Genomic DNA, 25616 nt, shown 5'->3' on the forward strand with positions numbered 1-25616 from the left:
CACATCGCGCTAACCCTTCCGGCATGGGCTAGATTGTCATATGTGCATCTCCACCGACTCTGGCGTGGCCATTGTTTTAGGAGACGTGCTGGTCACGGGAGGCTGCTATGCATTACCCAAGATTGGTTGAGTCGGACAGTCGAATCAGTGATAAGGATTTTGCCGCCCTTCTGGAGAGCGGTCTGATAGCTAATGATCCGAGCGTATTGGTTGCTGCACTGGGCACAATTGCACGAGACAGAGGAATGAGTCGGCTCGCTCGCGAGACCGGAATTAGTAGAGCCACGCTGTACCGGGCATTTTCTAAGGATGGTGACCCGAACCTTTCTATCGTTCTGAAAGTGGCCACGGCCTTGGGTATAAAAGTTAAGATCACTGTCGCAACCATTCCCAGAAATGGACACGGTTCAGGGATGTAATCACCATGGCAAAAAGCATGCAGACCACGCACAAACCCGTCCATTGAACGTCGCCTATGGGTCGACTCCTGCCCTTCACGACTGGCAGAAATCGGCCAGAAGCACTCATTCAATATCGGATTTTGTTTTGCCAGACAGATTGGGAGCGATTCAGGTTGGCGTTACATTGCGAGCCCAGAAAATCTCTTAGTGGAAAACAGTGACGCGTCCCTCTACGCCCCTCAGGCCCAATGATAGAATCCTGTTTTGAAAAAGGAGTTTCATCTGTGGAGGCTGGAAAAAAGAGTTGCCCATATTGCGCGGAAGTCATCATGGCTGAAGCCATCATCTGCAAACACTGCAAATCTGACGTCGGGCAAAAAATACACATCCCACCTGGATGGCCGCTACCGTCAGAAAAGAGAATCTGCCTGGACAGCAAGATCGTCATCGGAATCATTATCGCCATCACCTTGTGCCTGGCTTTCGGCTTTTACGTCAGCAACACATCGGAAGACAAGGAAATAACGCAGGTCCGAGAGGCCGCCGAACGATGCCGCGAGGAAGTAAACAGCTACTCCGGGCCGGCAGTCGGGAAAAACGTTATCGCAGAAGTTTGTCGAAAACTGGAGGTCGAACTCCGCAAGAGTTCGGGCCACGCGCTATAGGAAAAGCCGATTCCGAAGCCCGCCCATTGAGCGGGTTTTTACCCTTGGCACCAGGCAACAATCGGCCAAATCAGTCGATGCTGACAGGCAGCTATGGGTCCAGGCTGTGTGAAAACGTTTTAGCGCAAGTTTGAAAGTCAGAATCGAAACGAAAATCGCGCTCCTACGTAAGTTTCAGGGCTGTTAACTAACCAAGCGCCCACAGATTTTACGTAGTAACGCAGACTACAAAACGGTGCATGAGTTTTCACAAAGCCTGAGCCCAAACCGGTCGGCAGTGGCGGACGGTAAGCGGAAGGAAAACGGTTTGTTAAAGGCTGTCTCCTGCGCTGATTAGGCTATCGCTTACCAGCAGCCCTAGGCCGCTTGCGTCGCTTGGGCCTGACGCACCACCGCCGCCAGCCGCTTGAGCCCTTCGCCCAGTCGTGCAGGGTCAATGTGGCTGAAGTTCAGGCGCAGATGCCCCGAATTATTGTCCGGTTCGGGGAAGAACGGCTCACCCGGCATGAACGCCACATCCGCCGCCAGCGCAGCCTTGAGAAGTGTGCGGGTATCCAGCGGCTGCTTGAGCGTCAGCCAGAAAAACAGCCCACCCTGCGGCACATTCCAATCCGCCAGATCGGAAAAGTGTGTTTCCAATGCAGCCTGAAATGCATCCCGACGAACCCGGTAAAAGTCCCGCAACTCGCTCAGGTGATGCTGGAGTTTCTCGGTGCCGATCCATTGCAGCGCTTGCCACTGACCCACTCGATTGGTGTGCAGATCGGACGATTGTTTGAGCCTCAGCAAATGCGGGAACAGGTCTGGACTGGCGATCAGGTAGCCGACCCGCAACCCTGGCAAAAGGGTTTTCGATACGGTGCCGGTGTAGATCCAGCTGGCCTTTTTCAAGCGGCTGACAATCGGCGTGGCGCTGCCGCCGTCGAAGGTCAGCTCGCGGTAAGGCTCGTCTTCGATCAGGGTCACGCCGAACTCATCCAGCAAGACTGCCACGGAATCACGTTTGGCTTCGCTGTAGCGCACGGCCGACGGGTTCTGGAAGGTCGGAATCAAGTAGATGAACGCCGGACGGTTTTTTTCCAGACGGGTGCGCAGTTCCTTCAGGTTCAGACCATCAGCCTCCAGCGGGACGGTGATGCAATCGGCGCCGAACAGCTGAAAAATCTGCAACGCCGCTAGGTAGGTCGGCGCTTCCAGCAGGATATCGGTGCCTTTGTCGATGTAGAGCTTGGCCGCCAGATCGAGGGTTTGCTGGGAGCCGCTGACCACAAGCACCTGACTTGCCTCGCACGGCACACCCAGCGCTCGCGCCTCGGTAGCCAGGGCTTCACGCAGCCCCGGTTCGCCTTCGCTCATGCCGTATTGGCCCATGGAAATGGGCATCTGGCCCCACTCGACTTTCGGCAGCATGGCTTCGGCCGGTAGGCCGCCGGCGAACGACATCACTTCCGGGCGCTGGGCAGCGGCTAGGATTTCACGGATCAAAGAACTTTTAAGGCGCGAGACACGTTCGGAAAAAGCCATTGCGGTCACCGGTAGCGAGGTCTGAGGAAAATGAGTCAAACTGGTTGACCGAAATTACGATAGCCCGGGCGAATATGTCAACATGCTTGACCTAAAAGATCACGGTACCCAGCAACAGGCCATGGAAGCGTTTTTCTTCGGCTATCAGGCTTTCACCGCGAAGGCCGACGAAATGCTCGAGCGGCGCGGCTTGAGCCGGGTGCACCAACGCATCGTATTTTTTATCGCTCGCTACCCGAATCTGAGCGTCAAGGAACTGCTGGCATTGCTCAACGTGACCAAGCAGGCGCTGAACATTCCGCTGCGTCAGTTGGTGGAAATGCATCTGGTGAACAGCGCCGCGTCGCAGACCGACAAGCGTAAGCGGCTGCTGGAACTGACCGATGATGGTGCGCGTTTCGAGCAATCGTTGCGGCGCGAGCAGGTGAAATTGCTGGAGCGGGTGTTCGCCGAGGCCGGGGAGACGGCTGTGAATGGATGGTTGGCGGTGAATCTGGCGTTGGGGAAAACCCAAGTGCCAGCCGAATAACTCTCGTACCTACGCAGAGTGATGTTAGCGGCTGCGCAGTACCCATAACGTGACTGAACGACTGCTTTTGGCCGATGCTGTTGAAAAAGTCGGTTTTTCCAGACTGCCCGCATACGGATCGCTGAAAACTCCTTTTTTGCGCGCCGCTACGCGAAATCTGACCCCGGAATCCTCCGATCAAAGTAAAGATTTCAATCTCAAGCGCGTACTTTTCTTTCGTGGAAACCATGGCCGACTTTTTCAACAGAATCGGCCAAAAGCAGTCGTCGGACGCTCCAGAATATCCGGGATGATTCACTTCTCATTCACAACCATGCATGGATTCTAATGAACTACAGTCAACCGTTTTCGATGACGGTGTTCCTGCATTTATCTAAGGCCTCTTGGTGAGCCAAGATGATTTTCGCACCCATCGAAGTGAAATCCGTATGGTCAACCAGCACACCCGCATGGACACCCCATGCAAAACCTCGCGCGATTGAAACGTGCTCTAGAATGGCCAGTTCCGTGCGGGCCTGAATGATGTTTTCCAGCGCCGTCTCCCAAGCGCATTGCAGCGATTCCGTCAGCAAACGCACAGAGAGTGGGTCGATCGAGTCTATGGGGGATAATTCGTTTACGCGCTGCATATGGGCGCTTCCTGTTTAAGTTGGGCATCGTACGGCTGTTTATCAAGAAAGCTTATCGTTAATCGATTGGTTATCTCATCTGCCACAGGATTACGCGAAAGCTCACAACCAAACCGAATGTGAAGATCGCAAATCCACAGGTAATGCCGAGCAGTAGAGGATGTTTCCACAAGGCGCTAATCTCCGGCTTTGATGCATCAATGAATGCTGCCTCTAACCATCGAAGCAAAATCCACGCCAGTAGGCCACGTCAGCGCCACGCTTCGTGGCACCGCGATAAACCCGCCACGTCATTTCACCAGACATCAATTTTCCTTTAGGACCATGCCCCAAAAACGGGGGCTATCACTTACCTATGGTGCTGAATGCCATATAAACCCGCCGATTACCCATAACGCCGCTTATGTTCAACAGGCCCCCCCTCAGCCAGGTGCGGGGGCCTTTTTGATGGGCCACGGACACCAGCCCCCTGATGACTGGTCTACCATCCTTCCGTGGTCTGGTTTTACGTGCAGACCGCCACTGACTCGAAAACGGAGATCCCACCATGCCCCGTTCACCCGCACCGATCCTGGCCGATCAGCTACCGCCACCGACGCCGCCCCTGCCAGGCTCCCTGCAAGAAGCCTGGCAGCACATCGCGAACCGCCTGGAGCAGGCCGGCGATTGGAGCGCCCTGGAGCGTCGCACCGCGCACGCACAAGGCTGGGGCGCGGCATTGAGTCAGGCGCAAGTGATCGACCTCGACACCTTCCACGCCCTGGTGCGCGTGCGCGAAGACCTGCATGCGCGCGTCACGCAGCGCCTGCTAGAGGCCGAGCAATGACTGGTCACGACCAACACGACCCGCTGGCCGCACTGAACTAGGAATGAGCCGGCTTTCTCGCGAGACCGGAATTAGTAGAGCCACGCTGTACCGGGCATTTTCTAAGGATGGTGATCCGAACCTTTCTATCGTTCTGAAAGTGGCCACGGCCTTAGGCATCAAAGTCAAGATCGTTGTCGCAACTGTTCCCGGAAATGGAGGCAGTTCAGGGATATACACACCACGGCAAAAAGCAGCTAAACGTGTGAGTCCGTCCGATGAACGTCGCCTATGGGTCGACTTCTGCCTCTCGTGATGGGCAGAAACGACCTAGGCTGTTACGTCAAAATAGTCCTCCCAACGCTGCTGGCTCCCAGTTCATGATCACCAGTTCGCCACTGACATCAGCCTTGCCTTGCCGCTGATTCGTCGTGGTGTAGCGGATGTCCAGCTTTTCGAAGTGAAAGCCTTCGAACACCCGGCGGGTATCCGGATGGTCATTGATGCTGACCATCACCCTGCCCTTGCAGCGGCGCATGAAGTCGGCCATTCGCTCGTAGTTCTCAAACGGAAAATCCACCCCATACCCGGCGGTCTGCCAGTACGGCGGGTCCATATAATGGAAGGTGTGGGCACGGTCATAGCGTTCGGCACATTCCAGCCACGGCAGGTTCTCGACGTAGGTACCGGACAGGCGTTGCCAGGCAGCCGATAGGTTTTCCTCAATCCGTAGCAGGTTGATCGCTGGGCCGGTGGTGGCAGTACCGAACGTCTGCCCGGACACCTTGCCGGCGAAGGCATGGTGCTGCAGATAAAAGAATCGTGCAGCGCGTTGGATGTCGGTGAGGGTTTCAACGCGGGTCATTTTCTGCCATTCAAACACCTGACGCGAACTGAGCGCCCACTTGAACTGACGCACGAACTCCTCAAGGTGGTTCTGCACCACGCGGTAAAGGGTCACCAAGTCGCCGTTGATGTCGTTGAGCACCTCCACCGGCGCGGCCTGGGGTCGCATAAAGTAAAGCGCAGCACCTCCGGCAAAGACCTCGACGTAGCATTCGTGAGGGGGAAACAGGGGGATGAGGCGATCGGCCAGGCGGCGTTTGCCGCCCATCCAAGGGATGATAGGGGTAGACATGGGTAGCAAGACCTTTACTGTATAAATAAACAGGTGCTAGGCTCGTTCTGCTTTGTGCACAGAGCAGGAGCCTTGGCGGGACTTGCAGGGACAATCTGCGGGGACGGTGGCCAGGCTGAATGTTGACGCATTCAGCTTGGCCGCTCCTTTACTTTGAAATTAAAACCTCGTTGACCTGGGACAACTCACGCGCCCGGGCCATCAAACTGGCACTTCTAGTACGACTTTCTGCGGCTTCCCTGACGCCTTGGTCTTGCCCTCCTTACCGCCGTTGCATTCCACCGACACCGTCCACCCGGATGGGGTGAAGGTGTGATCGACCGACTCCGCCAAATACTCACCATCGAGCCCACGCTTGAATCCCTGCGCTTCGATCATGCATTCGGCAAACAGGTCCGTCCGACCCGACAGGTCGAGGCGCACCGAGGCCGTCGAACGATTGAACGCCGCCAGGCGTGCCTTCGCCGCCTCATCGGCCGCCGTGCGGTCCGGGTAGAGATGTCGGTCGGTATGCACCGGCGGCAGGCCCTCGGGCACGTTGGGGTTGTCCAGGTGCGATACCATCAATTCACCGCTGGCCGGGTCCTGGTACTGGGTGCTAACGCCCTGATGGGCACTGCGATCGCTCAAGCGAAACTGCCAGCGGGTCACGTCATTGCGTTGCAAGGTGATCACACCCAAGGCCTTACCACTCGCACTCTGCCCACCTTGTCGCGGCAGAACCAACAGCTTGCCGTCGGCCACCTTGGCGGTGCAGTCGTGTTTCTTGGCAAGGCGGGTGATGAAGTTGAAATCGGATTCATTGAGCTGATCCATGCGCGGCACACGAGTTTCGACCGGGCACGACGGCTGCCAGCCATTTCGCGCTGCCACATCGCCGACGATCTGCGCCAGACTGACGTCTTCCCAACTGCCACTGCGGGTGGTCTTGCCGCTGCCTCGCATATCGCTGGCCTTGCCGCTGATCACCAGCGTGTCCGGCGGGCCGGAAACGGCCACCTCGTCCACGGTGTAGCGGCCCATGCGGGTCAGGTCGGCGCCGGCATAACCCAGGTAGACTTCGATACTCGCGCCCCGCACGGGCAGCGACACCGCGCCGTCCCGGTCATCAATGCGCAGCTCAAACGAATCTGAGGCCATACCGGGCCGATCGGAGAGCTGCAGCGAGACCAGCCGATCATTGATCAAGGTGGTGATGTCGGCACCGTCGGCGACGATGCGGAAAAGCGGTTGCATGTCGGCACTCCAGACAAGAAAAAGCCCGCACGTGGCGGGCTGGGTAACGGGATCAATCCCACAGCGAAATCACGCTGTCGGGCTCGATCACCAGATCCGGCAGCGTGATCAACACACCCGCCCGGAACGGCTGCGGCTCATCGGCCAAGCCCTGATTGGCCGCCAGCACCGCTTCGACGCTGCGGTTCAGGTGGCCGTAATAGTGGTGGCACAGGGTGTCGAGCAGATCCCCGTCAGCTGTTCTGCAAGTCATCGCCATAACGGACAAACTCCAGTGAAAATCCTTGCTTGCGCGGAATGGCGCCTGGCAGCAAAGCGCTTTGCTCCTCGTCGATGTTGGTCAGGCACCAGTTGCCCAGCACCTCGCCGTAACCGGTGGTCAAGTTCAGCGGCAACAACTTGGCCCCGATGCTGCGCAGCGTATCCAGTTGCTTCAATCCGCCTTTGTAGCTGGGGTAGATCGCACCCTTGATCGTAATTTTCTCCTCGCCCTGACCCACGGCCTGCTGCGCCGGACGCCGGGTCAGGCGTTCCTGCGCGGCCCAGCGAAACGACGTCTGCCGACGCAGCTCGTCAAAGGCCGCCGTGTCCAGGTTGAAGTAATACGGCCGCTCGTTGGCCTTGAGCGGATAGATGATCAGCAGATGCGGGAACGGCTTCACCGCGTCGGGAATCGGCGACATGTCGCCGGCAAACCATTCCGTAGGGAAGATATTGCCCAGCGCGGCATTGGCCTTGCCGGCGACCTTGTTGAACGCCGCGCCAAAGCGGCCAATCTGCTCAGTCAGCGCGGAAAAGTGTTGCTCGAACTGCGCTAGGGATCGTTGAGTCTGGTTATAGAAACTCGCGACTTTGCCGATCTTGGCCTGCGCCGAGTTGATCGCACTCTGCAGACGCCGGGTCTTGTCGCTCAGGTCTTCGCTGATAAAGGGCAAACCTTCCAGCGCATCCGCCGCCCCGCCAATTTCATTCAGCGCACCATTCATGGGTCCTGTCATCGACTCGAGGTCAGTGCGGCCGGCTTCACCGGCGTCGACCATGTACTTCAATCCGCCTTGCAAGTGTTGCAGGTAGGTCTTTTCATCCGTCATCACATTTCCTCAACCCACATGGGGCGCATCAAACAACTGGCGGGTGCGCGCGTCCCGGGCGAAGTCTTCAAACTGGCGCTGCAGGTGCGGCATTAAAGCTTGGGCCAACTGCGCTGGGTCTTTCACATCACCTTGCACGGTAATGACCGGGGCCGGGGCAAAAGTGAATTGCTGATCGACCCTCGGCCATTCCGGCGCCTTTACCGCCGTGGTCGCCATCAATGCCGCTGCCGTCACCGGCGCGGCGGGAGCGTTTTCCATCGAGCGCACGACCGCGCCCACTTCCTGGCCGGCAGCCATGGGCAAGATGCCGAGCGGCGCTTTGGCCGGCGTGTCCGGCCCGCCAAACAACGCCTTGCCCATGGTCGCGCCCAGCTCACCGCCGCCCCACGCGCCGACGATGCCACCGATCACTCCGCCAATCGCGGTGCCGAGCAGCGGAATGATCGAACCAATGGCCGCACCGGCTGCTGCCCCCGCCAAACCACCGGCCAGCCCACCCGCTGCCTCGCCGTAGCCCTCGGCCTTTTCATCAAGGGTGGTCGCATTCTGGTACGTGTCCAATGCCTGAACGCCGGCACCGACCACCGCCAGCGCCCCGCCCACTTTCATGCCACGGGACATTCGACTTGCAGGGCTTTTGCCCTTTCCGCCCTTCCCTTCTTTGCCGTGATCCAGCCCGTCGTCTTCGTCGTCATTCGCGTTGGTCACGAACACCCGCTGCACGATGTTGGACCGGTCGCCGGCCGAACCTCGCGCGATGTTGGCCAGGCCCCGGCCGATCTTCAGCGTGGCCCAGGCTTTGCCCAGCACCAATGCCCCGGCACTCACTGCCGCCAGGCCCAGCACCACTTGGGGCGTTTGCTCGGACAACGCGGTCAAGCCCCGCGCCGCGCCGGCGATACCGGTGGCCAGCGCATCCGTCGCCGGGCGCAGGGCGTCACCAATGGCCCGCAGCGAATCGTTGAACGCTTGACCTGTTTCGGCCCAGCGTTGCGACGAGCTCTCGCGACGTTCGCTCAGGTTCTTGTCGAGAATGTCCTTGCGCGGACCGCTGGGGTCCGAGGCGCCTTGCTTCAGGTCCGCGTAGAATTTTTTGTTCTGGGTGTACGCCATCAGTGCAGTCTTGACCTGCATGTCGGCAAACAGATCGCCGGTCCGCAGGGTAGCGGCCAAGGCATCGGCCATCGCTTGCGCCTTGGCCGGGTCCGTCTCCTGGCTGATCTGGGTCAGCCCCTGATCCAACTGCTTGGCCTTTTTCGGGTCGGTCTTTTCCACATACCGGCGCGCCAGTTCGAAGCTGGCCTCGAAAGTCGACAAGCCCTTGCCAATGGCGGAGTTCATCGAGCCCTGATAATCAATCCCGGCATCGGCATAGCCTTTGACCGTTTCCTCCGAACCGATTTTCGCGACCCAGTTTTTCAGGTTGTTTGCCGCTTCATCCGCACTGCCGGCGCTCTTGATCTGCACCTGCAGCATCGCCCCCAGTTGCGTGACCGCCTCCTGGCCGGTGATGCCGGTGCCGGCCATCTGCGCCAACAGCTCTGGAAACCACTTAGCCATGTCGGCCGCCTCGAAGCTGCCTTGTTGGCCCAGCAGCGCAACCGATGCCAAGGCCTGTTCCATTTTCTGCGGGTCGGTGATCTTGGCATTGTTCTGCATCGCCAGAATCATCTTCGCCGTATCGGCGCCCGAAGCCCCCTGCCCGACCGCAAACTTGGCGACCACCGGAGCGTATTTCAGCGCTTCGGTCAGATCCATGCCGCCACCGACCAGTTGGTTCACCAACTCGGCCACTTGGGTGTTGGCCATGCCGCTGTCCTTCGAGGTCTGGACGATGTCCCGTGCGGTGTTCACTTCCTGCTGCGTGTTCGCGGTACCAGACTTGATCGCAATGTCGCGAATGATCGCCTGAAAATCCGCGCTGACCTTGGTCGGTACGGCCGCCAGGGTGGTACCGGCCACCGCCGTACCGAATCCACTGCGCAGGCTCTCCTGCCCGTCCTGCACCTGGCCCATGCCTTTGGCCTTGAAGTCGGCATTGCGCACCACCTTTCCCAGGGCCATGTACTCTTTACTCAGGCGCCCGACCTCAATCCCCTGCTTTTTTAGGCTGGCGTTATTGGCCTCCAGCTTTTTTAGCAGCGCACCGGCATTGGCCGCGCCGCTGTCATGGGCTTTTTTCCATTCATCGCGCAGGCGCATGGTCTCGCCGATGACTTTCTGCAAGCCCTTGGCGCGCGTGGTTTGCGCCTCGAGCTTTTTCATTTCACCGCTGACGTTCTTGAAGGCGGCGCCGAGGGATGAATCGACAGCACCGCCAATCACCAGCCCGAGCGAGAGTTTGTTCGACATGGCTTTCACCTACGTGCGACGGGATGGGCTCAGTCCGTGAGCCACCAGACCATCTCGGAAAACGACAGCCCCTGAATCTCGGCCGCCGAAAAATTCAGCTCGACGGCCAAGCGTTTGGCCAGGGCTTTTTGCAGTTTTGGGTTAAACCCCGTCGTCTGTTCCCAGACGAAAATAGGCGGTCTGCAGACGACGGTAATCACGCATTAGCAGCCCCTCCAGATCGCCCCGGCCGATGCTCGCCAGGCTGCAGAACAGAACCATTTCCTGTTCTTCTTCATTGGTACCGCCCTGTAATGTGGCGGCGCGCATTTCGCGTACCGTTGGCTCGCGCAGGGTCAGCTTGTCGACCTTGATACCGTTGGCCTCGCTCGGTCGAGACAGGACTACGGTGGCAATGCCATCACCCAGTTGCAGCCACTTGGGCAGGACGTTGTCTTTTGCATTAATCATGGTGTGGCTCCTTACATGCCCAGGGCAGACCGCACGGCGGCCAGTTGGTCGACGCCGTCAATGACACGAATCGAGTTAAGGGGATCGATTTCAAACATTACGCTGCCGTCGATTTCCAGCTTGTAATAGGTCACCGCTACGGCGTACTTGAACTCACCTTTTTCGCCCGCTTTCCAGTCCCCGGGATCGACTTCCTTGAGGCCCCCTCGCAGGGTGGCAACCACCGCCTTGACCGAACCTTTCTCGCCCTTGAAGGCCCCCCGAAACGACGCGTTGAACCCGGTCATATCGGCCTGACCGAAGAACTTCAGCACCTCGCGACGCACGCCGTTGGTGATGAAGCTGGCCTCGAGCTTTTCCATGCCCACGTCGAGCTCGACCGCCGCGTCCATGCCGCCCGCACGGTACTCGTCGGTTTTGAGGGTCAGCTTGGGCAGGGTCAGGCTCGGCACGTCGCCTTGCAGGCTGATACCGTCGACAAACAGGTTGGTGTTGTAGAGCACTTCCGGAATCATAAAGCGGCCTCCTTAGGCGGCGTTGTCCAGCACTTCAGTGATCCACTGATCGGTCACCTCCACGCGGAAGTTCGGGTTTTCGGCCGGCGGCACATCGGTGAAACGGATGTTCCAGTACACCTTGCCGTCGCTCAGTTCGCTGGACGTGTTCAGCTCTTCGTCGGCATACACCTCGAAGTTGACGATCGCGCCTTGGTTCTTCAGGTCGCGCATGAAGGCTTGCAGGCCTTCGGTCACGTCCTTGACGTAGGTCGCGGTGATCGAGCGGTCCACCGCCCACTTGTGTGCGTAGAGGATGGCGTCCATGACGATGTCCAGCGTGCGCACGCGGGTGACGAACTTCCATTTCGGATCGCTGGACAGCGTACGGTTGCCCCACAAGCGATAGCCGTCATCACGAATGATCGTGGTGATGTTCGCGTTGTTCAGCACGTTGGCCCGGCAGGAAGGATCGCCGTCGAGAAACTCGATCGGACGCGTAGTGCCGGTGATGCCGACATACTCCTTGTTCGACGGCGAGGCCCAGAAACCGTAGGTGGCATCGGTCCAGGCAAACAGGCCAGCGGTCCAGGCCGAAGCCGGAGCGTTGATCGTGGCACTGGTCGTGGTGTCCCAGAACTCCACGCCTGGATCGACCATATAAGCGTGTTTGCTGCCGAAATTGGCGGCATAGGCAATCGCCGCTTCGTCGGTGGTGTTTGGCCCGTCGATGATGGCCATAGCGCGCATCTTGTCGCCCAACGCCACCAGCTCGGTGGCCACCGCCAGTGTCGACGAGTGCCCCGGCGTCACCAACAATCGCGGCTGGGCGTTGAACTTGCTTTTGCCGTTGAGCAACGCCTGCATGCCGGTACGGGTGCCGTCGGCCCAGACGCCGCCGATGATCGCTGACAGCTGCTCGGCTGGGTCCGTCAGCAGCGGCACCCCGACGGCGACAATCACCGCCTTGGCCCGCTTGAAAATAGCCTTACAGTCCTGGGTGATCGCGGCGTCCGGCCCCCACGCCGCGACTGCCTCACTTTCGCGGGTGATCAGCAGCAATTCATTGGCAGCGGCCGTGGCCGGCGGGCCCACGATGAAGGTGTTGCACAGGCCGATGATCGACGCGGACGGGGTGGCGATATGGCGTGCCCCGGTGTCCACCAGAGTCACGGTAACGCCGTGAAAGAAACTCATTGAGTGATGCTCCAAAACGAAAAAGCCCCGCTTAAGCGAGGCTATGAGGGACGTGACGCGTAATCGAAAAGGAAACGCCCCGGCAATGCGGGGCATCAGGGGGTCTGCTGATCCGGTTTATCCGGCCATGTAATCGTTAAGCGGTCGGCCTCACTGGACGCAGGGTGGAATCCGGAAAGTCTGGCGACTGGGGCCAGTTGCGAAGGTCCACGCGGTACTGCCGCCACTGCGCAGGCGTACTCACAAAAGCAGGATCACCGTCCTCAGCTTTCAGCAGTTCCACGTCCGCAACTGTCAGCTCTTGATCACGCCACGAACGCTCAGCATGTTCAGCATGGACCGCGATTGCGGGGCTTACTGGCAGGGCACCAACATCGACGCTGTATTCCTCAATATAATTGAATACCGCTACAGTGGCCGGAGCGTCATCACCTGGAACTGCCGTAAATGGAATCCAACCGTACACTTCGTGAAGAACTTCACAGTCAACAGCCCCATCCTTAAACTGCTTCAGGTTTTTGACTTCATAAACCCACGGTGCAGGTGGCTCAGGTGGCGGTGGTATATCCGGTGGAACAAACTCAGGAATAACGTGTGGTTCAATAACTTCGCCAAGCATTAGGCGACCCTCTTACAAATAGTTGTTGAAAAGACATTTCCCGCAGAACTATTTGAAACGCCCCCGCATACCATCCAAGTACCGCCGGGAGCCCCGTAGTTCTCGCCACCCGCGTTTGACCAACCCAGATACCCCCCTTCCACTAATGTTCCCGGTGGTATTGCGCCCGAGTTTATATTCTTAACAACAATAAACATCCCATAGGTGCCCACGCCGCCGATCGGTTGCGCGGCTATTTGGGACATCAAATTCCAGTAAGCGATATAGTTGGCGGCGATCCAGCTACTTAAATAGCCGCCCCAAATTGGCCCGTAACTGTTGCCATCAGTGCCAAACATGGCAACACCGGAGCCGGAATAACAACCGCCACCGGCGTAAAGTCCTGCGTTGGCTGTAATGTTGCCGTAGGACAACACGCCCGCCGCGTAAGCCGTACCTCCGATAGATATGTCAGTGCCAACGTTTGCCGTGTTCAAGAGGTTGGCGTGACCGGAAACCTGTATGCCATTGACGAAAGCCGGAGCACTCAGCGCTGCGTACAAGGCAGGGTCAAAATTTGATGTATCCCAGACGGTTTCCCATTCGTCCCAAACACCGGCAATCAAGGCCCGGCGGTATAGGGTCTGGTCGTTAAACCCATATAGCTCCTGAAAGGCGTATTGCCCCGGTGTAATAACCGAGACGCGAACCCAACCCTCATAGAGTTCACCATCTGGCGCTCCCGTAGCACCACCGACGTAATAGAGGGCGGACACCGTGTTCAGGTCGCCGATATCTACAGCACCCGCCATATAGGCGGGCCCGCCCAAGCCGAACGCTCCGACCTTCATCAGCGCATCAGCGGTTACATCGTGTAAGTTGGTTTGAGCATCGAGGTATGCGGCGGTTCCTAACCCCAGGTCATCGCCTGTCAGCTGATCACCGCCTGTCACCAAACCTTGGGCATTCACGCTGACGGTGGAATAGGTGCCCGCTGCAACGCCGCTGTCGGCCAAAGTGATCGCTATGTCAGCGTTGGCGGTACCATCGAACGACACGCTGCCGCTAGCCGCCCCGGATACGCTCAGCGTGCGCGCTGTTTCCAATTGGGTGGCCGCCACCGCGGTTCCGTCGACGGGCAAAGCATCGGTGATGCCGTAGCCATCCAGAGTGGTCGGGTTGGTACCGGCGACCACCCGCCCAAGGGCATCGACGGTGACACTGCGAAAGGTGCCTACGCCTGCCCCACTGCCACCCGCGATCATGTCGAACTGCAAACTGGTGGTACCGAGGTTGATCGGCGCGTCGGTGACCAACTGCCAGAGGCTGTCGCCGTTGGTCGTGCCCTGCTCGACGTGGATAAACAGCCCCGGGGTCACTTCCAGGCTGTTGTCGGCATCGGCGGCCCGCGTCCAGCTGTCGACGCTGGCGACATAGATCCCGTTGTCCTGTGCCAGCGCCTGAGCGGTGACCAGCACTCGGTCACCGGTGGCCACAGCCACGTCATCGACCGTCTGCAGATTGCTGAGGGTAATGGCGGCGGTCGCCGCCACTCGCGCGGATTGTTTGTGATCCAGCTTGGCCAGTTCCTCCTGGATCTTGAGGTCCACGTACTCACGCGTGGCCAACACGACGGCGGGGTCGATCTTCAGCACGATGTTCGCCGAGCTGCTGACGATGAAATTCATCCGCACGACCTGAGTCTTGCCACTGCCCTGGTCGAGCAACGGTTTATAGCTCGGCGCACAGTTGGCCACCGCCACCAGGTCGCCGTCGACGTCGTACAGACCGATCTCGCGAATCCATTCACCGCCGACTTCGGGCGGAATAATCTGCTCGGTGATCACCGTGTTGGGGTTGGCCGGATCGACGCGAATCTGGTTGATCGGCGCCCGGCGCCACTCGTTGATCAGCTGGGATTGCAGGCGGTCGGGAATCGGGTCGGTGCCGTTGGCATCGCCCAAGCCCATGGCGGTAAACATCCAGTCCAGGCCCATGGCGATGGCATTGGCGTGCTTGGCTTCGCCCACGGCGGTGAGGATGGCAAAAAACTGACTGGTCTTATCAATCATAGGGATAAACGTCCAAAGTATCGGTTTCATCGACGCAAAGCGCCGGGCCAAAAGTGCCGGTCACGTCGATGTCTTTCGGGGCCGGTGGGTACACGTCGATCTCTTCCCCTTCTTGCACGCACACAGCTATGCCCAGTACGCCCTCGGTCTGCAGACTGAGCGCCAGGTTGGTCATGTGCCGGCTAACCGGGCGGGCGTCGTCGATCAACCACGCCAGTTCCTCGTACAGTTCCTCGGTGATGCCCGAGTCATTCAGCCCGACCTCAAGGGCGAAGGTGCCGGGAACGCCTTCCGGCATGGTGTCGAACCACTCAACCACGTCGATGAGGTAGCCCAAGGGCTCCACCACCCGGCGCAACGCACCAATGGTGCCTTTGCGCGCGTGCACGTCGTACGCCGAACGGATCGCGGTACGCTTGGCCTCTTGGGTCCAGTTGTTGTTCCAGCGGTCCACCGACCAGGACCAGGCCAGATACGGCAGCAAGTGCTCAGGACAGGTGTCGGCGTCGTACAAACTGCGCAGGGGAATCAGTGTGCTTTCGGAGTTGGCCGCTTCCACGGCCAGTTCCAGCGGCGTGCTGTTCAGGGGCATCTGACTGCTCATGTCAGACTGGCTCCCAGCACCACGTTGTAGCCGGTGCAGTACGCTGCCTCGGCCTTGGTCGGTCTGATGTCGGTCCAATCCAGCAGCTCAACCCGAGCAATGCCAGGAATGTGCAGCTGCGCATCGATCCCCGATCGCGCCACTTCCAGCCCCAGGCGTCGACGCGGGTTGATCCACTCACTCAGCCGTTTCTGGCTTTCGGCCAGATAGGCTTCGTTCTCCGGACCGGGTGCCTGCGGATACAGCACGGCTTCAATGCGGTAGTCGATCACCGCCGCGCTCTGCACCGTGAGCCGATCGCCCAACGGCCGCACCTCTTCGTCATTCAGATGCAACCGGACCTGCTCGAGCAGCTCCGGCGGAGCGCCGCCACTGCCCTCCAGACTGAGCACGGTGACCACCACCACGGCCGGCGATGGGCTTTCCGCCGTAGCATCGGCCACCAGCCCCGAGGCGTTACGCGCATGTAGGATGTAGCTGTTACGCGGCCCCGCCGTGGTCAGGCCTTCATACGACAACTGCACCCGCTCACGCAGAGCATCGTCCTCTTCGAGCACCTGCGGCGTCGGCGGCACCGTGCTCGGATCTCCGGCCTGAATCACCAGACGCTGCAGGTTGACGTTGGCAGCCAGGTGATCGAGGTCGGCTCGCTCGGCATGGGCCAACAGCAAAGCCTTGCCGGCGTCGTTGACCCGCGCCCGGTTCTGCAAGGCGCCATACGCGGCCTGCTCGATCAGCTTGAGCACTGGGTCGCTTTCCAGCTCCGCGCTCCAGTTGTCGCCCATGCTCAGGCGGAAGGCTTCGAGTTTCTCCTGGTAAACCGCCTCAAAGTCGAGGTCCTCCAGCACTTGCGGCGGCGGAAGGGCCGCCAGTTCCATGGTCATGCGGACACCTCCAAAGTCACGTCACTGCCCAGGTACTGCCCGGTCAGTTCAAAGGTGATACGACCGTCGAGAATGGCCACAGCGCGCACCCGGCCCAGTTTAAGGCGAGGCTCCCAACGCCCTAGCGTGCTGGCCACCTCCGCCTGCACGGCACTTTTCCAGCCGTCATTCACCGGCAGGTCGACAAAGCGCCGCAGCTTGCTGCCGTACTCCGGGCGCATGCGTCGGCTGCCCAGCGGCGTCGACAAAATGTCCTCGATGGACTGACGCAGGTGATCAAGGCCGGAAATGAGTTGGCCGGTGCGGCGGTCCAGTCCGATCATCCCGATCATTCGATCAGCCCTCGACCGGGATAAAATCCTTGCGACCGTGCAAATACTCGATCGCCACCGTGTCATCCGAGGCCACCGCAACCTGACCCTTTTCCACTTTCAAGGTGCGCTCGGCGTCCAGCAGGATCAGTACCCGCGAGGTGAACAGCGTGTCACGAAAGAAGCTCAGCGTGGCCGGCGCGGGTGCCTCACTGGCCTCTGATACGTCCTTGGTTTTGCTTGTCATGGGCATTACTCCAGGTATAAAAAAACCCGCACACGGCGGGCTGAATGTTTAGGCCATCAAATTAATGTGAGTGGTGGTTGCTGTTGCCGCCGGCATCCATGATCGTGCCGGCACCGGTGATGTCGCCGGACACGCTCAGCGAACCGTCGATGCTCACCTCACCCGCCAAGGAGATCTGGCCTGCCGTCACCCGGACATGTGCCGGCGTCACTTCAAATTGCGAGCCACCGACAGTGATGGTCGCGCTGCTGCCGTCGGGTAACGCGATGCTGTAGCTGCCGGCTTGCCAGTCGTAGACCAGTGACCCGCCATCGTCGAAATACCAAGCCTCGACGTGATCGCGGTTGTCCGGCGGTACCCCAGCGTTGCCGTACAGCCCCGGGATAAAGGTGCCCATGGCCGGATCACCGCTGGGGCTGAACAGCGCACCCTGCTCATTCAGGCTCGGCGCGCGCCAATGACGGGCCTTGCCCGCCGCCAGACTGTGCCAACGCACCCAGGCACTGACCCAAGTACCGGCCTTGACCCGCACTCTCCCGGCCATTAGATCGACGCCGACCACCACGCAGGGCATCAGCATCGCCGCGATCATCCGATCGTGTTCGGCACTTGCGTATCCCATGCCAGATCCTCCGGCTGAAAGTAGTGATCTTCATTGCCGGTACCGGTGCAGCCGTCAACGTTTAGATACAGGGTGCCCGGAGGCTCAACTGGCCATAACCATTCAACCTCACCGAGATAGATCTGCTGGGTCCATTCCACCATCCACACGGTGTAGCCATCCAGTTCGGGCTTGGTCCAGTCTTGGCGCGAAGCCACGAATTGCGCCTGCTCGACATTGTCCAGACCCCAGGTCTGCCCCCGAAGGAGGATTGCTATTTGCGCCGCCAATTGGGCACCGAGTTGCTGATGCCGGACCAACTCGGGCGCGACAATAATTCGCGCCTCAAAACGTTGGACCAGCACCGTTTCACCGGTACCGATGTCTTGCCCGGGCTCAAACTCCACCGGTTCCAGGAACACCGCCGGTAGCGCCACCCGGTCCTGAATGTCTGGACAGGTCGCGACAAATCGCACAGAGGGCAGCGCTTGACGGAGGTGTTCCTCGATGGCGGCGTACAGCGCGTCCAGCGAAAAAGCAGGATCAGACACGGGCGCTCCCCTTCAGGTACTTATGCAGTTCAAAGTTCATTTCCTGCTTGAATACGATCAGCAGGCGCTCATCGGCTTTGTTGGCCCAGATGTAAAAAGGCTCTTCGGCGTCTTCGAGCGAAACCTTGGCCTTGGCCAGTGGAAAACGATGGTCGTTTTCCGCGATCCAGCCCGAGCTTGAACCCCCAGCCGCGGATGCGCCGCCGGGATAGTCGTCCGGGTTGAAATGTTTGCTGGAGGTACGAATCCAGATATCCGCCTTGTTGCCATACACACGCTTGTAAAAAGCGCCCTGATACCGTCGTCCCGCCACCGAGACACCAGCCTTGCCCTGACGGGGATTCCCTACCCGGCTGGCGTCCATTGGGTTGGTGCCGAACCAAAGTTTGCCCGGTTGCCCCTGGCCTTTGATGGGATAACAACGCAGACGCTGCCGCACTGCCCGCACGGCAATCTGCTCCTGCTTGCTGACATCGCGCGCCATGTGGGTGGCCAGCCACCCCAACGTCTTGTTAATCGCCCGTCGTTGCGCCGCGGCCACGGCCTTGGGCATCACCTTGGCCAGTTGTTCAAAAGCCTGCACATCGTCAGCCGAAAGCTGCAGCGACACCGGCACAGCACTCATGCTTTTAACCTCAGCGACAAGGCCACCAGCCCATCACCCGCTGGTTCCAGGTGCGTCAGGGTGTACTCGCCACCGCCGTCCAGGGCGGGCAACTCGATGAGCACCGTTTGCGTTTTTTCCACGCCCGCGGCATCGGCGACCCGAATGTGAAAACACGGCTCGCGCAGACCGGTGTTCAAGCGCCCGATCTTGGGTTGCAACCAGGGTGCCGAAAACATGCCCAGCACCCGCCGACCTTCGATGTAGCCAACGTCGGCCAGGGTGTCGAACACCACGCTGTCGATTTCCGCGACCAGCTCTCGAAAGGCCATGATCAGAGCGTCAGCAGGATCTGCGCCCGCGGACGCGTACACAGGTGCAATGGGTTGGACTGGGCTTCGCCGACCATGCCCTTGTTGAACGGCAGTGGTTCCAGCTTGCTGTAATACGGCAGGCCTTGGGTATTGGCGGTCTCCATGTAGTCCGCTGGGGCAAAGCAGGAGATGTACAGCTCCGGCACGCCTTCAGGAATCAATAACGCCTGATCGTCGTGGATAAATGATACGCCAGCGATGCGCCCCCGGTAGCGCTCCCAGACGATGCCACCCAGCTCGAAACTGTCCCGCGCATCGCCACGCAATTCCGCGGCCTGGATCGTATTGAGATAGGTTTCCTCAACCGATTTGTGCGTGATCAGCTTGTTCCAGAAATTCTTGCCGCAGAAGGCCCGCGCGCCCGAGCTGGTCACGCTACCCAACTCATCGTCTTGCATGTCCAACGCTTCGGCGCACTTGACCCGGATCTTCGTCGCCGAGTCGTTCAGGCCCATGGACAGGCGTTGTTGCTCCACACCAAACGCCTGATAGATGTTCAGCAGGACCGTCGAGCCATCCGCGTCCAGCACCAGGCCATTGAGCGCGCCCATGCGCTGGAATTCATGAGTGGCGTCGAGCTGACGCTTGGCTTTGCTCAGGCGGGTGTTCACCACGCCCTGCACAGCCTGCAGTTCGGTCGTCGTACCAAAGGCGCGAATGCCCTGAATCTCGTCGGCCTTGATGGTGAAACGCTGCGGCAGATGCACGGTATTGAACGGGATTATCTGCCGCTTGCTGGCACCGACGACCAGCCCCGAGGTGCCGCGCTCACCCGCGGGCACCAACGCCAAGGTATTGCCGTCCTTTTCGATCTGGACGGTCAGGGTGCTGATGCCTTCCTCGCGAAACAGCCCCAGGCTGCTGATGCGACCCGGCAAATATTCCTGTTCGTTGATCGCCGCCGTCAGCGAGGACACAGAAAAAACATCGTCGGTAAAAATGCCAATATCGGCCATAAAGAGGCTCTCCAGAAATGCAAAACCCCGCACAGGGCGGGGTTGGGGAAAAGGGAACTGACTTAGCGGGCAATCACAAACTGAGCCGCCAAGGCGGCTTCAGCGTCAGCGTCGAAACCGGTCAAATGCACCTCGCTGACCTCGGCCAGTCGCACCACCGCACTGGCTCGACGCTCCTCGGTCGATTCGCCCAGTGGCCCGTACAGGATGCACGTCGCCACTTCCGTGCCGTCGGTGGCGACGGGATCGTAAGGCGCAAACTCATTGGTCGCGGTGACCAGTCCCAGCACCTGGCCGGCATTCAATGCGGGGCCAGCGGCCACCAGAATGGATTCACGAGAGATCTTCCCGGCCCCTTCGGAGAGCAGAAACTCGCCAGCGTGTAGCGTTTCGTACTTTACGGTCATGCTCGTGCTCCTTTTGCACTGTTGGATTGCCCGGCATGGGCCGCCGAACGGGCGGCCCAGATCGAAGAAGGATTCGGTTGTTTCGCCTGCACCTTCGGCGCGGGGTCATCGTCGAGGGGCACGCTGTTGTCGATTTCGAAACCGTTGCCGCTGCTGACGATCTTGTCGAACAGCCGCGCCCGCACCGCGGGCTCATCCAGCCCCGCGGCCACGTAATCGGCGCTGAGCTCTGGAAGGCGTGCTGCGACGCACAGGTCATGCACCGCCTTGGCCCGGGTTAGCCCCGCCAGGACGATCTCCTCGCTTTCAAGCTGGGTCGAACTGAGCAACGGCGCGACCAGGTTGCTGATCCCTGACTCGGCACAACGCTGAGTGATCAACAACGCCAGCTTGGCCGAGTCGACCACGGGCGCGGGTGGATCGTGTGGCTCCAACTTCGGATCCGGTTCGGGTGCCTCATCAAGTTGGGCCAGCAGTTCGGCCGGTGCGTGCTGGTAACGCTGGAGCACCGCGCCCTGTCCCAAACACGCTTTGACCTGAACCCCGTCGCCGACCTCATCGGCCAAGCCCAGGGCCACTGCTTCATTGGCAGTGAGCCAGGTTTCAGCGGCGACCATGCGCCGCAGCTCAGCTTCATCGATGTTCGGTGCCTTGGCCATGTAGGCCGCGATGATTGCCTCCATGGTTTGGTCGAGGACATCGGCCACTTTACGAAAGCTGTCGGCATCGCCGGCCGCATAGGTCCACGGATTGTGGATCATGTACATGGCATTGGCCGCGATCACCACCTTGTGGGCACCGCACACCGCGACACTGGCCGCGCTCGCAGCCAACGCGTCGATGCGAGCCGTGCAACGCTCGCCCAACCGCGACAAGGTGTTGTGCATGGCCAACCCGTCGAACAGGTCGCCGCCGATGCTGTTGAACGCCGCGATGACCGGTGACACGCCGTCATCGACGGCGCGCAGATCCTGCATGAACTGACTGGCGGTAATGCCCCAGGTACCGATCTCGCCATACACAAAGACTTCGATCACGCGCTCGGTGGCTTCGCCGCTGGCGTGCACGGCGTACCAGCTTTTGTCCTGCACTGGCACGTGTTCGCCGGCCCTGTTGTAAATGCGCGGAGTCGCGTTTTTGCTCATGTTTGCTCCTGGTCGTCGAGCGCCTGAAGCAGTTCGACGAGCGTGCTGTAATTAAGACCTTTGCCCCGAGCCCGCTCGGCATCGGCGGCGTTTTCTTCGTCCACCGTTTCGGCGTCATAACCGGTGCGCAAGACCATCTCGCTGCGCGAGGCGAAGCCGGCGTTGACTTCCATCGTGCGGGACTGAACATCCTGAACCGGATGGATATAGGCCCAGCCTTGTGGCACCCAGCGCGTGCGCAGGTACTCACGTCGGCGCTGGGCATAGTCCGGCAACAGCACGGCGCCACTGAGCACCGCCATGTCCATCCAGGCGGCCCGCACCGGGCGACACAACTGGTGCACATACACACCAAATTGCAGTTGCTCCAGGCGACGCCGGAACTCAGTGAGTACCACGCGCAGTGCGCGGTCATTCACCCCGCGCATGTCGCCCGTGAGAATTTCGTAGGGCATCCCGGCACCGGCGGCCGCGGCCATCAGTTGCTGACGCATGAAGTCCGCGTAGTTGTTACCCGCGTCCGGTGGCGTGGAAAACTCAACCTCCTCGCCCGGTAACAGCTCCTGCATGGTCCCGGGTTCCAGGGCGACCATGGGCGTGAATCCATCCGAGGCAAGGTTCAACGGCGCACCGGTCACCGGGTCCACTGGAGTCTGGATGTCATCCGGCGATGGCTTTTTGATGAAACCGGCGAACAGATTCGCCACCTCCTGACGGAACAGCACCGCATCGTCGTAATTGTCCAGGCTGCGCAAGCGTTTGAGGACCGGCGACAAGCGTGGCAAGCCGCGCAACTGTCCCGGCTCGACCGGCTCAAAAATGTGCAGCACCTGGCTGGCCGGCACCCGCACCAGCTGGTTGTAGCCACTGTTCAAGGACGAGGCATCTCCGGGATGCGAACGGTACATCCAATACGCTACCCGACGGCTGTCCGGAGTGAACTCGATCCCGGCGCGGATAACGTTGCCATTGCGCGCGGCCTCGAACTTGTCGTGCGGCACAAATTCCGGGGCCAGCACCTGAAGCTGCAACGGCACCACCAAGCCTTCGTCGAGGCTGCGCGGACGCAAGCGAACAAAACATTCACCGGCCGTTTCCACGGTCCGCGCGATCAGGGCCTGTTGTCCGTAGAAGTCAGTCAGACCATCGGCATCTGACTCTTCTGCCCAATCGGCCCAGAGTTCCTGTAGCAGGTGCCGAAGTTCATCGTCTTGGGTTTTGGGCCGCGGCGTGATGCCGGTGCCGATCAGATTGCTGACCCGTTTATCGATGACGTTGAAGGCGTACGGGTCATTGCGCACCGCTGCGCGGGAACGTGAGCGCAGGTTGCGCAACGCCGGAATCGCAATGCTGTTGAAGCCGGCGTCGGGTGCATCCCAACTCGCGGAACGACGCCCTTCGGCGGCCCCTTCGTAACTGGCCTTGATGTTCGACGGAATCAGGAAACCGCTGCGGCCCAAGGTGGGAAAGTGACGAGCCATTACAGTCCCTTGCCTCCATGATAAAGCCGTACGATGCGCGACCGAGGACCAGCCGCCGCAATCAGCGAGCTGCGAATTTCATCGCGTGCCCTGAGCAGTTCGTCGATGTCGCGGTACTCAACGTTGCGATCCGCGTAGCGCACGATTTTTTCGCCGCGCGCGATTGCCTTCTCGACCGCATCGAGTTGCTGTTGGGTAAAGGCCATGGGATCGCTCTAAAGTAAAAGACAACGGGGGGTGCAACTGAGCGTTTTCACTCAGCGTCGTTTTTTCAGGTAGCCGCTGTTGGAGGTGCGACGCTGTGCGGGGCGTGCAATCAGCACCGGTGCTCCGGCTGACTTGACCGGTGGCGGTGCGGGATCTGCAGTTGGCTGCCGTGATATCTCCGGAGCGCTGACACGCTCAAACGTGACAGCTTTCTCGCCCAGTGGCGCCGCCTGAAACAGAGCATTTCTCACCCGCTCCCAGTCGTGTTCCTTGTAGCGATTCAAGCCCAAGTAATGCGCCATCGCCAGGCTGTACACCATCAAATCGAGGGCTTCGTTACGCTCCGCTTTGCCCTTGACCCATTCAATTTTTTTGTAGCCTTTGACGTAACGGGTCACCTTGCGTTCGGCGACACATTGGGCAAAAAAATCATCGGGCAGGTCGTTGGCAAAGTGCAATGCACCGGGACCGTCCTCCACTGGATAGCGGTTGTAGATCCAATCTTTGGCGGTGTCAGTGCCGACGAACCACAGCTCGACGCCCTTACGTTCGGTCTGACCTTTCCAAGTGACATCCATCATCGATGGCCGCTGCGCAATGACCGGTCGACCCGGCTTGCTCGCGCCCTTGACGGCGAAGATGTTGCGCCAACGCCGCAGCCGGCAGAACTGGTAAACCTCGTCGGTGTGGTTACCACCGGAGTCGATGCCGGCCGCCCGGATCGTCAGCTCCACACCACACGGGTGGGGGTAACGCGCCTTGAGTTTGTCATCGAGCACCGACCAGGTGCGGTCGTCGGACGGATCGCCCCAGATCACCTGGTAGTCGATGATCCAACGCTCCATGCCGGCGCCCCAACCGACCACCATGAACTCCAGCCGGTTGGCTTGGACATCCACCGAAGCCGTGAGCATCAACACAGCAAACGGCATCGAACCCAGCCCATAGCTTTCCAGGCGTGCCCGCGCCATCAGGACATCCGCTTTGGTTTGCTCCTGGGCACTGTCCCAAACCTTCGCCAGACGGGTGTTGTAGAACACCTGCATGGGTTCCAAATCGCCGCGAGACATGGCGGTTTTGGCCTTCTCGAACTGCTTGGCCAGTGATGCCCAACCGGTCCAGCCGGGAGGCGAGTACAACGCATTGAGGTTGAAGCCGACGGTTTCGCCATCACCTGTGGCATGCGCGCGCCACTCGCCCTTGGTCAACATCTCGCCCTTGTGATGTTCTTCGATCAGCACGTCACAGTCGGGCCCGGCGCACTCGTAGTGCGCCAGTTGGCAATCCGCCGAGTAATGCAGGCGCTCCCATTCCAAGACTTGCATGTGCCCGCAAGTCGGGCATGGCACGTAGTAAAAACGCTGGTCGCTGGTCTCGAACAGATCGGCAATACGCGAAGCCCCTCTGATCGTCGGCGAACTGGAAAAGTAAAACTTGGCGTTACGGCCAAACGTACTGCCCCGGGTTTCAGCCAGCTCGATCGGGTCGCCCTCCTCGCCCACGTCCACAACCCAGCGATCCACTTCATCGCCGTAGATATAACGGGCCGACAACTCTGACAGGTTCGCCGCCGAGCCGGCGGTGGTGACATACAACGAACCACCCTCGAACTCTTTGGTGTCCATGGTGTTGCGTGCATCACGCGAACGGTTCGCCGCCACCCGTTCGCGTAGCACCGGGGTGGCCTTGATGGTCTTGCCGATGCGCGACGAGACTCGCTTGGCCAATCCCAGGCTGGGCAATAGTGTGAGAATGTTAGACGGTGCCATATGGATCAGACCGCCAATCCAGTTCAAGGCGATCTGGGTTTTCATCAACTGCGAAGCCACCATGGTCACCACGCGCTTGCACGGATGTGCCGGCGATAGGCAACGCATGGGCTCGCGGGCATAGGGTGTTCGCGCTGTGCGGTACTGCCCAGGTTCGGCAGCCCCTGCATCACGCGGAATGCGCATGAACTCGTCAGCCCATTGATCGATCCAGACATCCGGCTCGGGTCGCAGCCCGCGAAAGTACGCCTCCCGGTACACCGCTGCACCGTCGGGCATTTCCGCTGACAT

General features: G+C 59.9%; 31 protein-coding genes and 1 pseudogene. 6 read left to right on the plus strand and 26 right to left on the minus strand.

The window, feature by feature from the left end; translation table 11 throughout:
- Positions 1–107: 107 nt before the first annotated feature.
- Both BK660_RS01620 and BK660_RS01625 read left to right on the plus strand, forming a co-directional pair.
- Positions 108–419 carry an addiction module antidote protein gene (locus BK660_RS01620; protein ID WP_123431779.1) on the plus strand — a complete coding sequence of 104 codons (312 nt, stop codon included), beginning with the start codon at positions 108–110 and terminating at the stop codon, positions 417–419.
- A gap of 311 nt (positions 420–730) precedes the next feature.
- Entirely contained in the window at positions 731–1066 is a 336-nt protein-coding gene (locus tag BK660_RS01625) for a hypothetical protein (RefSeq protein WP_259698463.1), read from the plus strand.
- 357 nt (positions 1067–1423) lie between these two features.
- On the opposite strand, the gene BK660_RS01630 is transcribed toward BK660_RS01625, so the two are convergent.
- Positions 1424–2590: an aminotransferase-like domain-containing protein gene (locus BK660_RS01630; RefSeq protein ID WP_123431781.1), complete on the minus strand. Its 1167-nt coding sequence runs from the start codon at positions 2588–2590 to the stop codon at positions 1424–1426.
- Between the two features lie 82 nt (positions 2591–2672).
- Here BK660_RS01630 and BK660_RS01635 point away from each other — a divergent pair, with 82 nt between their 5' ends.
- Both BK660_RS01635 and BK660_RS32395 read left to right on the plus strand, forming a co-directional pair.
- Positions 2673–3119, plus strand: coding sequence for a MarR family winged helix-turn-helix transcriptional regulator (locus BK660_RS01635; RefSeq protein ID WP_123431782.1), 447 nt, complete (start codon positions 2673–2675; stop codon positions 3117–3119).
- Between the two features lie 49 nt (positions 3120–3168).
- On the plus strand, positions 3169–3447 hold the full coding sequence (locus BK660_RS32395) for a hypothetical protein (RefSeq protein ID WP_148057415.1): 279 nt from the start codon (positions 3169–3171) through the stop codon (positions 3445–3447).
- A gap of 10 nt (positions 3448–3457) precedes the next feature.
- Here BK660_RS32395 and BK660_RS01640 read toward each other — a convergent pair whose 3' ends face one another.
- A complete protein-coding gene (locus tag BK660_RS01640; protein WP_123431783.1) occupies positions 3458–3748 on the minus strand; it encodes a hypothetical protein in 291 nt (96 codons plus the stop codon).
- A gap of 547 nt (positions 3749–4295) precedes the next feature.
- Here BK660_RS01640 and BK660_RS01645 point away from each other — a divergent pair.
- Together BK660_RS01645 and BK660_RS33510 are read left to right on the plus strand one after the other, a co-directional pair.
- Positions 4296–4574 carry a hypothetical protein gene (locus BK660_RS01645; protein ID WP_123431784.1) on the plus strand — a complete coding sequence of 93 codons (279 nt, stop codon included), beginning with the start codon at positions 4296–4298 and terminating at the stop codon, positions 4572–4574.
- Positions 4575–4614: 40 nt separating this feature from the next.
- A pseudogene (locus BK660_RS33510) lies at positions 4615–4869 on the plus strand (helix-turn-helix domain-containing transcriptional regulator); the annotation flags it as partial.
- Positions 4870–4896: 27 nt separating this feature from the next.
- On the opposite strand, the gene BK660_RS01655 reads toward BK660_RS33510, so the two are convergent.
- The 24 genes from BK660_RS01655 to BK660_RS01770 form a co-directional block, all read right to left on the minus strand.
- A complete protein-coding gene (locus BK660_RS01655; protein ID WP_123431786.1) occupies positions 4897–5691 on the minus strand; it encodes a DNA adenine methylase in 795 nt (264 codons plus the stop codon).
- Between the two features lie 201 nt (positions 5692–5892).
- The gene (locus BK660_RS01660; protein ID WP_123431787.1) at positions 5893–6927 is read right to left on the minus strand and encodes a phage late control D family protein; all 1035 of its coding nucleotides are present in this window, start codon (positions 6925–6927) and stop codon (positions 5893–5895) included.
- A gap of 52 nt (positions 6928–6979) precedes the next feature.
- On the minus strand, positions 6980–7186 hold the full coding sequence (locus BK660_RS01665) for a tail protein X (RefSeq protein WP_027923855.1): 207 nt from the start codon (positions 7184–7186) through the stop codon (positions 6980–6982).
- Positions 7161–8018: a phage tail protein gene (locus tag BK660_RS01670; RefSeq protein WP_123431788.1), complete on the minus strand. Its 858-nt coding sequence runs from the start codon at positions 8016–8018 to the stop codon at positions 7161–7163. The genes BK660_RS01665 and BK660_RS01670 overlap by 26 nt, the downstream gene beginning before the upstream one ends.
- 9 nt (positions 8019–8027) lie before the next feature.
- A complete protein-coding gene (locus BK660_RS01675; protein WP_123431789.1) occupies positions 8028–10373 on the minus strand; it encodes a phage tail tape measure protein in 2346 nt (781 codons plus the stop codon).
- Between the two features lie 141 nt (positions 10374–10514).
- Positions 10515–10823 (minus strand): phage tail assembly protein, encoded by a 309-nt coding sequence (locus BK660_RS01680; protein ID WP_123431790.1) that lies wholly within the window; start codon positions 10821–10823, stop codon positions 10515–10517.
- A gap of 11 nt (positions 10824–10834) precedes the next feature.
- Complete coding sequence (locus tag BK660_RS01685) at positions 10835–11338, minus strand: phage major tail tube protein (protein WP_027923838.1); 504 nt, start codon at positions 11336–11338, stop codon at positions 10835–10837.
- 12 nt (positions 11339–11350) lie between these two features.
- Positions 11351–12514, minus strand: a complete 1164-nt coding sequence (locus BK660_RS01690) for a phage tail sheath subtilisin-like domain-containing protein (RefSeq protein ID WP_123431791.1) — start codon at positions 12512–12514, stop codon at positions 11351–11353.
- Positions 12515–12650: 136 nt separating this feature from the next.
- Positions 12651–13133, minus strand: coding sequence for a phage tail assembly chaperone (locus BK660_RS01695; protein WP_123431792.1), 483 nt, complete (start codon positions 13131–13133; stop codon positions 12651–12653).
- Entirely contained in the window at positions 13133–15184 is a 2052-nt protein-coding gene (locus BK660_RS33515) for a phage tail protein (protein ID WP_123431793.1), read from the minus strand. Before BK660_RS33515 ends, BK660_RS01695 begins: the two co-directional genes overlap by 1 nt.
- Positions 15177–15788: a phage tail protein I gene (locus BK660_RS01705; protein ID WP_123431794.1), complete on the minus strand. Its 612-nt coding sequence runs from the start codon at positions 15786–15788 to the stop codon at positions 15177–15179. Before BK660_RS01705 ends, BK660_RS33515 begins: the two co-directional genes overlap by 8 nt.
- Positions 15785–16672, minus strand: coding sequence for a baseplate assembly protein (locus BK660_RS01710; RefSeq protein WP_123431795.1), 888 nt, complete (start codon positions 16670–16672; stop codon positions 15785–15787). Before BK660_RS01710 ends, BK660_RS01705 begins: the two co-directional genes overlap by 4 nt.
- On the minus strand, positions 16669–16995 hold the full coding sequence (locus BK660_RS01715; protein ID WP_043302559.1) for a GPW/gp25 family protein: 327 nt from the start codon (positions 16993–16995) through the stop codon (positions 16669–16671). Before BK660_RS01715 ends, BK660_RS01710 begins: the two co-directional genes overlap by 4 nt.
- 13 nt (positions 16996–17008) lie before the next feature.
- Positions 17009–17230 carry a hypothetical protein gene (locus tag BK660_RS01720; protein ID WP_123431796.1) on the minus strand — a complete coding sequence of 74 codons (222 nt, stop codon included), beginning with the start codon at positions 17228–17230 and terminating at the stop codon, positions 17009–17011.
- A gap of 61 nt (positions 17231–17291) precedes the next feature.
- Positions 17292–17852, minus strand: a complete 561-nt coding sequence (locus BK660_RS01725) for a phage baseplate assembly protein V (RefSeq protein WP_123431797.1) — start codon at positions 17850–17852, stop codon at positions 17292–17294.
- Positions 17819–18382 (minus strand): hypothetical protein, encoded by a 564-nt coding sequence (locus BK660_RS01730; protein ID WP_123431798.1) that lies wholly within the window; start codon positions 18380–18382, stop codon positions 17819–17821. Before BK660_RS01730 ends, BK660_RS01725 begins: the two co-directional genes overlap by 34 nt.
- Complete coding sequence (locus BK660_RS01735; protein WP_123431799.1) at positions 18375–19007, minus strand: phage tail protein; 633 nt, start codon at positions 19005–19007, stop codon at positions 18375–18377. The genes BK660_RS01730 and BK660_RS01735 overlap by 8 nt, the downstream gene beginning before the upstream one ends.
- Positions 19004–19318, minus strand: coding sequence for a head-tail joining protein (locus BK660_RS01740; RefSeq protein WP_027923831.1), 315 nt, complete (start codon positions 19316–19318; stop codon positions 19004–19006). Before BK660_RS01740 ends, BK660_RS01735 begins: the two co-directional genes overlap by 4 nt.
- Before the next feature lie 2 nt (positions 19319–19320).
- Positions 19321–20316 carry a major capsid protein gene (locus BK660_RS01745; protein ID WP_123431800.1) on the minus strand — a complete coding sequence of 332 codons (996 nt, stop codon included), beginning with the start codon at positions 20314–20316 and terminating at the stop codon, positions 19321–19323.
- A 62-nt stretch (positions 20317–20378) separates the two neighbouring features.
- Positions 20379–20723, minus strand: coding sequence for a head decoration protein (locus BK660_RS01750; RefSeq protein WP_123431801.1), 345 nt, complete (start codon positions 20721–20723; stop codon positions 20379–20381).
- The gene (locus BK660_RS01755) at positions 20720–21868 is read right to left on the minus strand and encodes a head maturation protease, ClpP-related (protein WP_027923828.1); all 1149 of its coding nucleotides are present in this window, start codon (positions 21866–21868) and stop codon (positions 20720–20722) included. Before BK660_RS01755 ends, BK660_RS01750 begins: the two co-directional genes overlap by 4 nt.
- The gene (locus tag BK660_RS01760; protein ID WP_027923827.1) at positions 21865–23349 is read right to left on the minus strand and encodes a phage portal protein; all 1485 of its coding nucleotides are present in this window, start codon (positions 23347–23349) and stop codon (positions 21865–21867) included. The genes BK660_RS01755 and BK660_RS01760 overlap by 4 nt, the downstream gene beginning before the upstream one ends.
- A complete protein-coding gene (locus tag BK660_RS01765; RefSeq protein ID WP_027923826.1) occupies positions 23349–23555 on the minus strand; it encodes a phage head-tail joining protein in 207 nt (68 codons plus the stop codon). Before BK660_RS01765 ends, BK660_RS01760 begins: the two co-directional genes overlap by 1 nt.
- Before the next feature lie 51 nt (positions 23556–23606).
- Complete coding sequence (locus BK660_RS01770) at positions 23607–25616, minus strand: phage terminase large subunit family protein (RefSeq protein ID WP_123431802.1); 2010 nt, start codon at positions 25614–25616, stop codon at positions 23607–23609.

Source organism: Pseudomonas brassicacearum (assembly GCF_003732265.1).
In the GTDB taxonomy this organism is placed as follows: Bacteria; Pseudomonadota; Gammaproteobacteria; order Pseudomonadales; family Pseudomonadaceae; genus Aquipseudomonas; species Aquipseudomonas brassicacearum_D.

What these genes read in the sequence shown, in the direction of transcription:
- BK660_RS01620 (WP_123431779.1), top strand. Translation starts at nt 108, where the DNA reads ATGCATTACCCAAGATTGGTTGAGTCGGACAGTCGAATCAGTGATAAG.
- BK660_RS01625 (WP_259698463.1), top strand. Translation starts at nt 731, where the DNA reads ATGGCTGAAGCCATCATCTGCAAACACTGCAAATCTGACGTCGGGCAA.
- BK660_RS01630 (WP_123431781.1), bottom strand. Translation starts at nt 2,590, where the DNA reads ATGGCTTTTTCCGAACGTGTCTCGCGCCTTAAAAGTTCTTTGATCCGT.
- BK660_RS01635 (WP_123431782.1), top strand. Translation starts at nt 2,673, where the DNA reads ATGCTTGACCTAAAAGATCACGGTACCCAGCAACAGGCCATGGAAGCG.
- BK660_RS01640 (WP_123431783.1), bottom strand. Translation starts at nt 3,748, where the DNA reads ATGCAGCGCGTAAACGAATTATCCCCCATAGACTCGATCGACCCACTC.
- BK660_RS01645 (WP_123431784.1), top strand. Translation starts at nt 4,296, where the DNA reads ATGCCCCGTTCACCCGCACCGATCCTGGCCGATCAGCTACCGCCACCG.
- BK660_RS01655 (WP_123431786.1), bottom strand. Translation starts at nt 5,691, where the DNA reads ATGTCTACCCCTATCATCCCTTGGATGGGCGGCAAACGCCGCCTGGCC.
- BK660_RS01660 (WP_123431787.1), bottom strand. Translation starts at nt 6,927, where the DNA reads ATGCAACCGCTTTTCCGCATCGTCGCCGACGGTGCCGACATCACCACC.
- BK660_RS01665 (WP_027923855.1), bottom strand. Translation starts at nt 7,186, where the DNA reads ATGGCGATGACTTGCAGAACAGCTGACGGGGATCTGCTCGACACCCTG.
- BK660_RS01670 (WP_123431788.1), bottom strand. Translation starts at nt 8,018, where the DNA reads ATGACGGATGAAAAGACCTACCTGCAACACTTGCAAGGCGGATTGAAG.
- BK660_RS01675 (WP_123431789.1), bottom strand. Translation starts at nt 10,373, where the DNA reads ATGTCGAACAAACTCTCGCTCGGGCTGGTGATTGGCGGTGCTGTCGAT.
- BK660_RS01680 (WP_123431790.1), bottom strand. Translation starts at nt 10,823, where the DNA reads ATGATTAATGCAAAAGACAACGTCCTGCCCAAGTGGCTGCAACTGGGT.
- BK660_RS01685 (WP_027923838.1), bottom strand. Translation starts at nt 11,338, where the DNA reads ATGATTCCGGAAGTGCTCTACAACACCAACCTGTTTGTCGACGGTATC.
- BK660_RS01690 (WP_123431791.1), bottom strand. Translation starts at nt 12,514, where the DNA reads ATGAGTTTCTTTCACGGCGTTACCGTGACTCTGGTGGACACCGGGGCA.
- BK660_RS01695 (WP_123431792.1), bottom strand. Translation starts at nt 13,133, where the DNA reads ATGCTTGGCGAAGTTATTGAACCACACGTTATTCCTGAGTTTGTTCCA.
- BK660_RS33515 (WP_123431793.1), bottom strand. Translation starts at nt 15,184, where the DNA reads ATGATTGATAAGACCAGTCAGTTTTTTGCCATCCTCACCGCCGTGGGC.
- BK660_RS01705 (WP_123431794.1), bottom strand. Translation starts at nt 15,788, where the DNA reads ATGAGCAGTCAGATGCCCCTGAACAGCACGCCGCTGGAACTGGCCGTG.
- BK660_RS01710 (WP_123431795.1), bottom strand. Translation starts at nt 16,672, where the DNA reads ATGACCATGGAACTGGCGGCCCTTCCGCCGCCGCAAGTGCTGGAGGAC.
- BK660_RS01715 (WP_043302559.1), bottom strand. Translation starts at nt 16,995, where the DNA reads ATGATCGGACTGGACCGCCGCACCGGCCAACTCATTTCCGGCCTTGAT.
- BK660_RS01720 (WP_123431796.1), bottom strand. Translation starts at nt 17,230, where the DNA reads ATGACAAGCAAAACCAAGGACGTATCAGAGGCCAGTGAGGCACCCGCG.
- BK660_RS01725 (WP_123431797.1), bottom strand. Translation starts at nt 17,852, where the DNA reads ATGGGATACGCAAGTGCCGAACACGATCGGATGATCGCGGCGATGCTG.
- BK660_RS01735 (WP_123431799.1), bottom strand. Translation starts at nt 19,007, where the DNA reads ATGAGTGCTGTGCCGGTGTCGCTGCAGCTTTCGGCTGACGATGTGCAG.
- BK660_RS01740 (WP_027923831.1), bottom strand. Translation starts at nt 19,318, where the DNA reads ATGGCCTTTCGAGAGCTGGTCGCGGAAATCGACAGCGTGGTGTTCGAC.
- BK660_RS01745 (WP_123431800.1), bottom strand. Translation starts at nt 20,316, where the DNA reads ATGGCCGATATTGGCATTTTTACCGACGATGTTTTTTCTGTGTCCTCG.
- BK660_RS01750 (WP_123431801.1), bottom strand. Translation starts at nt 20,723, where the DNA reads ATGACCGTAAAGTACGAAACGCTACACGCTGGCGAGTTTCTGCTCTCC.
- BK660_RS01755 (WP_027923828.1), bottom strand. Translation starts at nt 21,868, where the DNA reads ATGAGCAAAAACGCGACTCCGCGCATTTACAACAGGGCCGGCGAACAC.
- BK660_RS01760 (WP_027923827.1), bottom strand. Translation starts at nt 23,349, where the DNA reads ATGGCTCGTCACTTTCCCACCTTGGGCCGCAGCGGTTTCCTGATTCCG.
- BK660_RS01765 (WP_027923826.1), bottom strand. Translation starts at nt 23,555, where the DNA reads ATGGCCTTTACCCAACAGCAACTCGATGCGGTCGAGAAGGCAATCGCG.
- BK660_RS01770 (WP_123431802.1), bottom strand. Translation starts at nt 25,616, where the DNA reads ATGTCAGCGGAAATGCCCGACGGTGCAGCGGTGTACCGGGAGGCGTAC.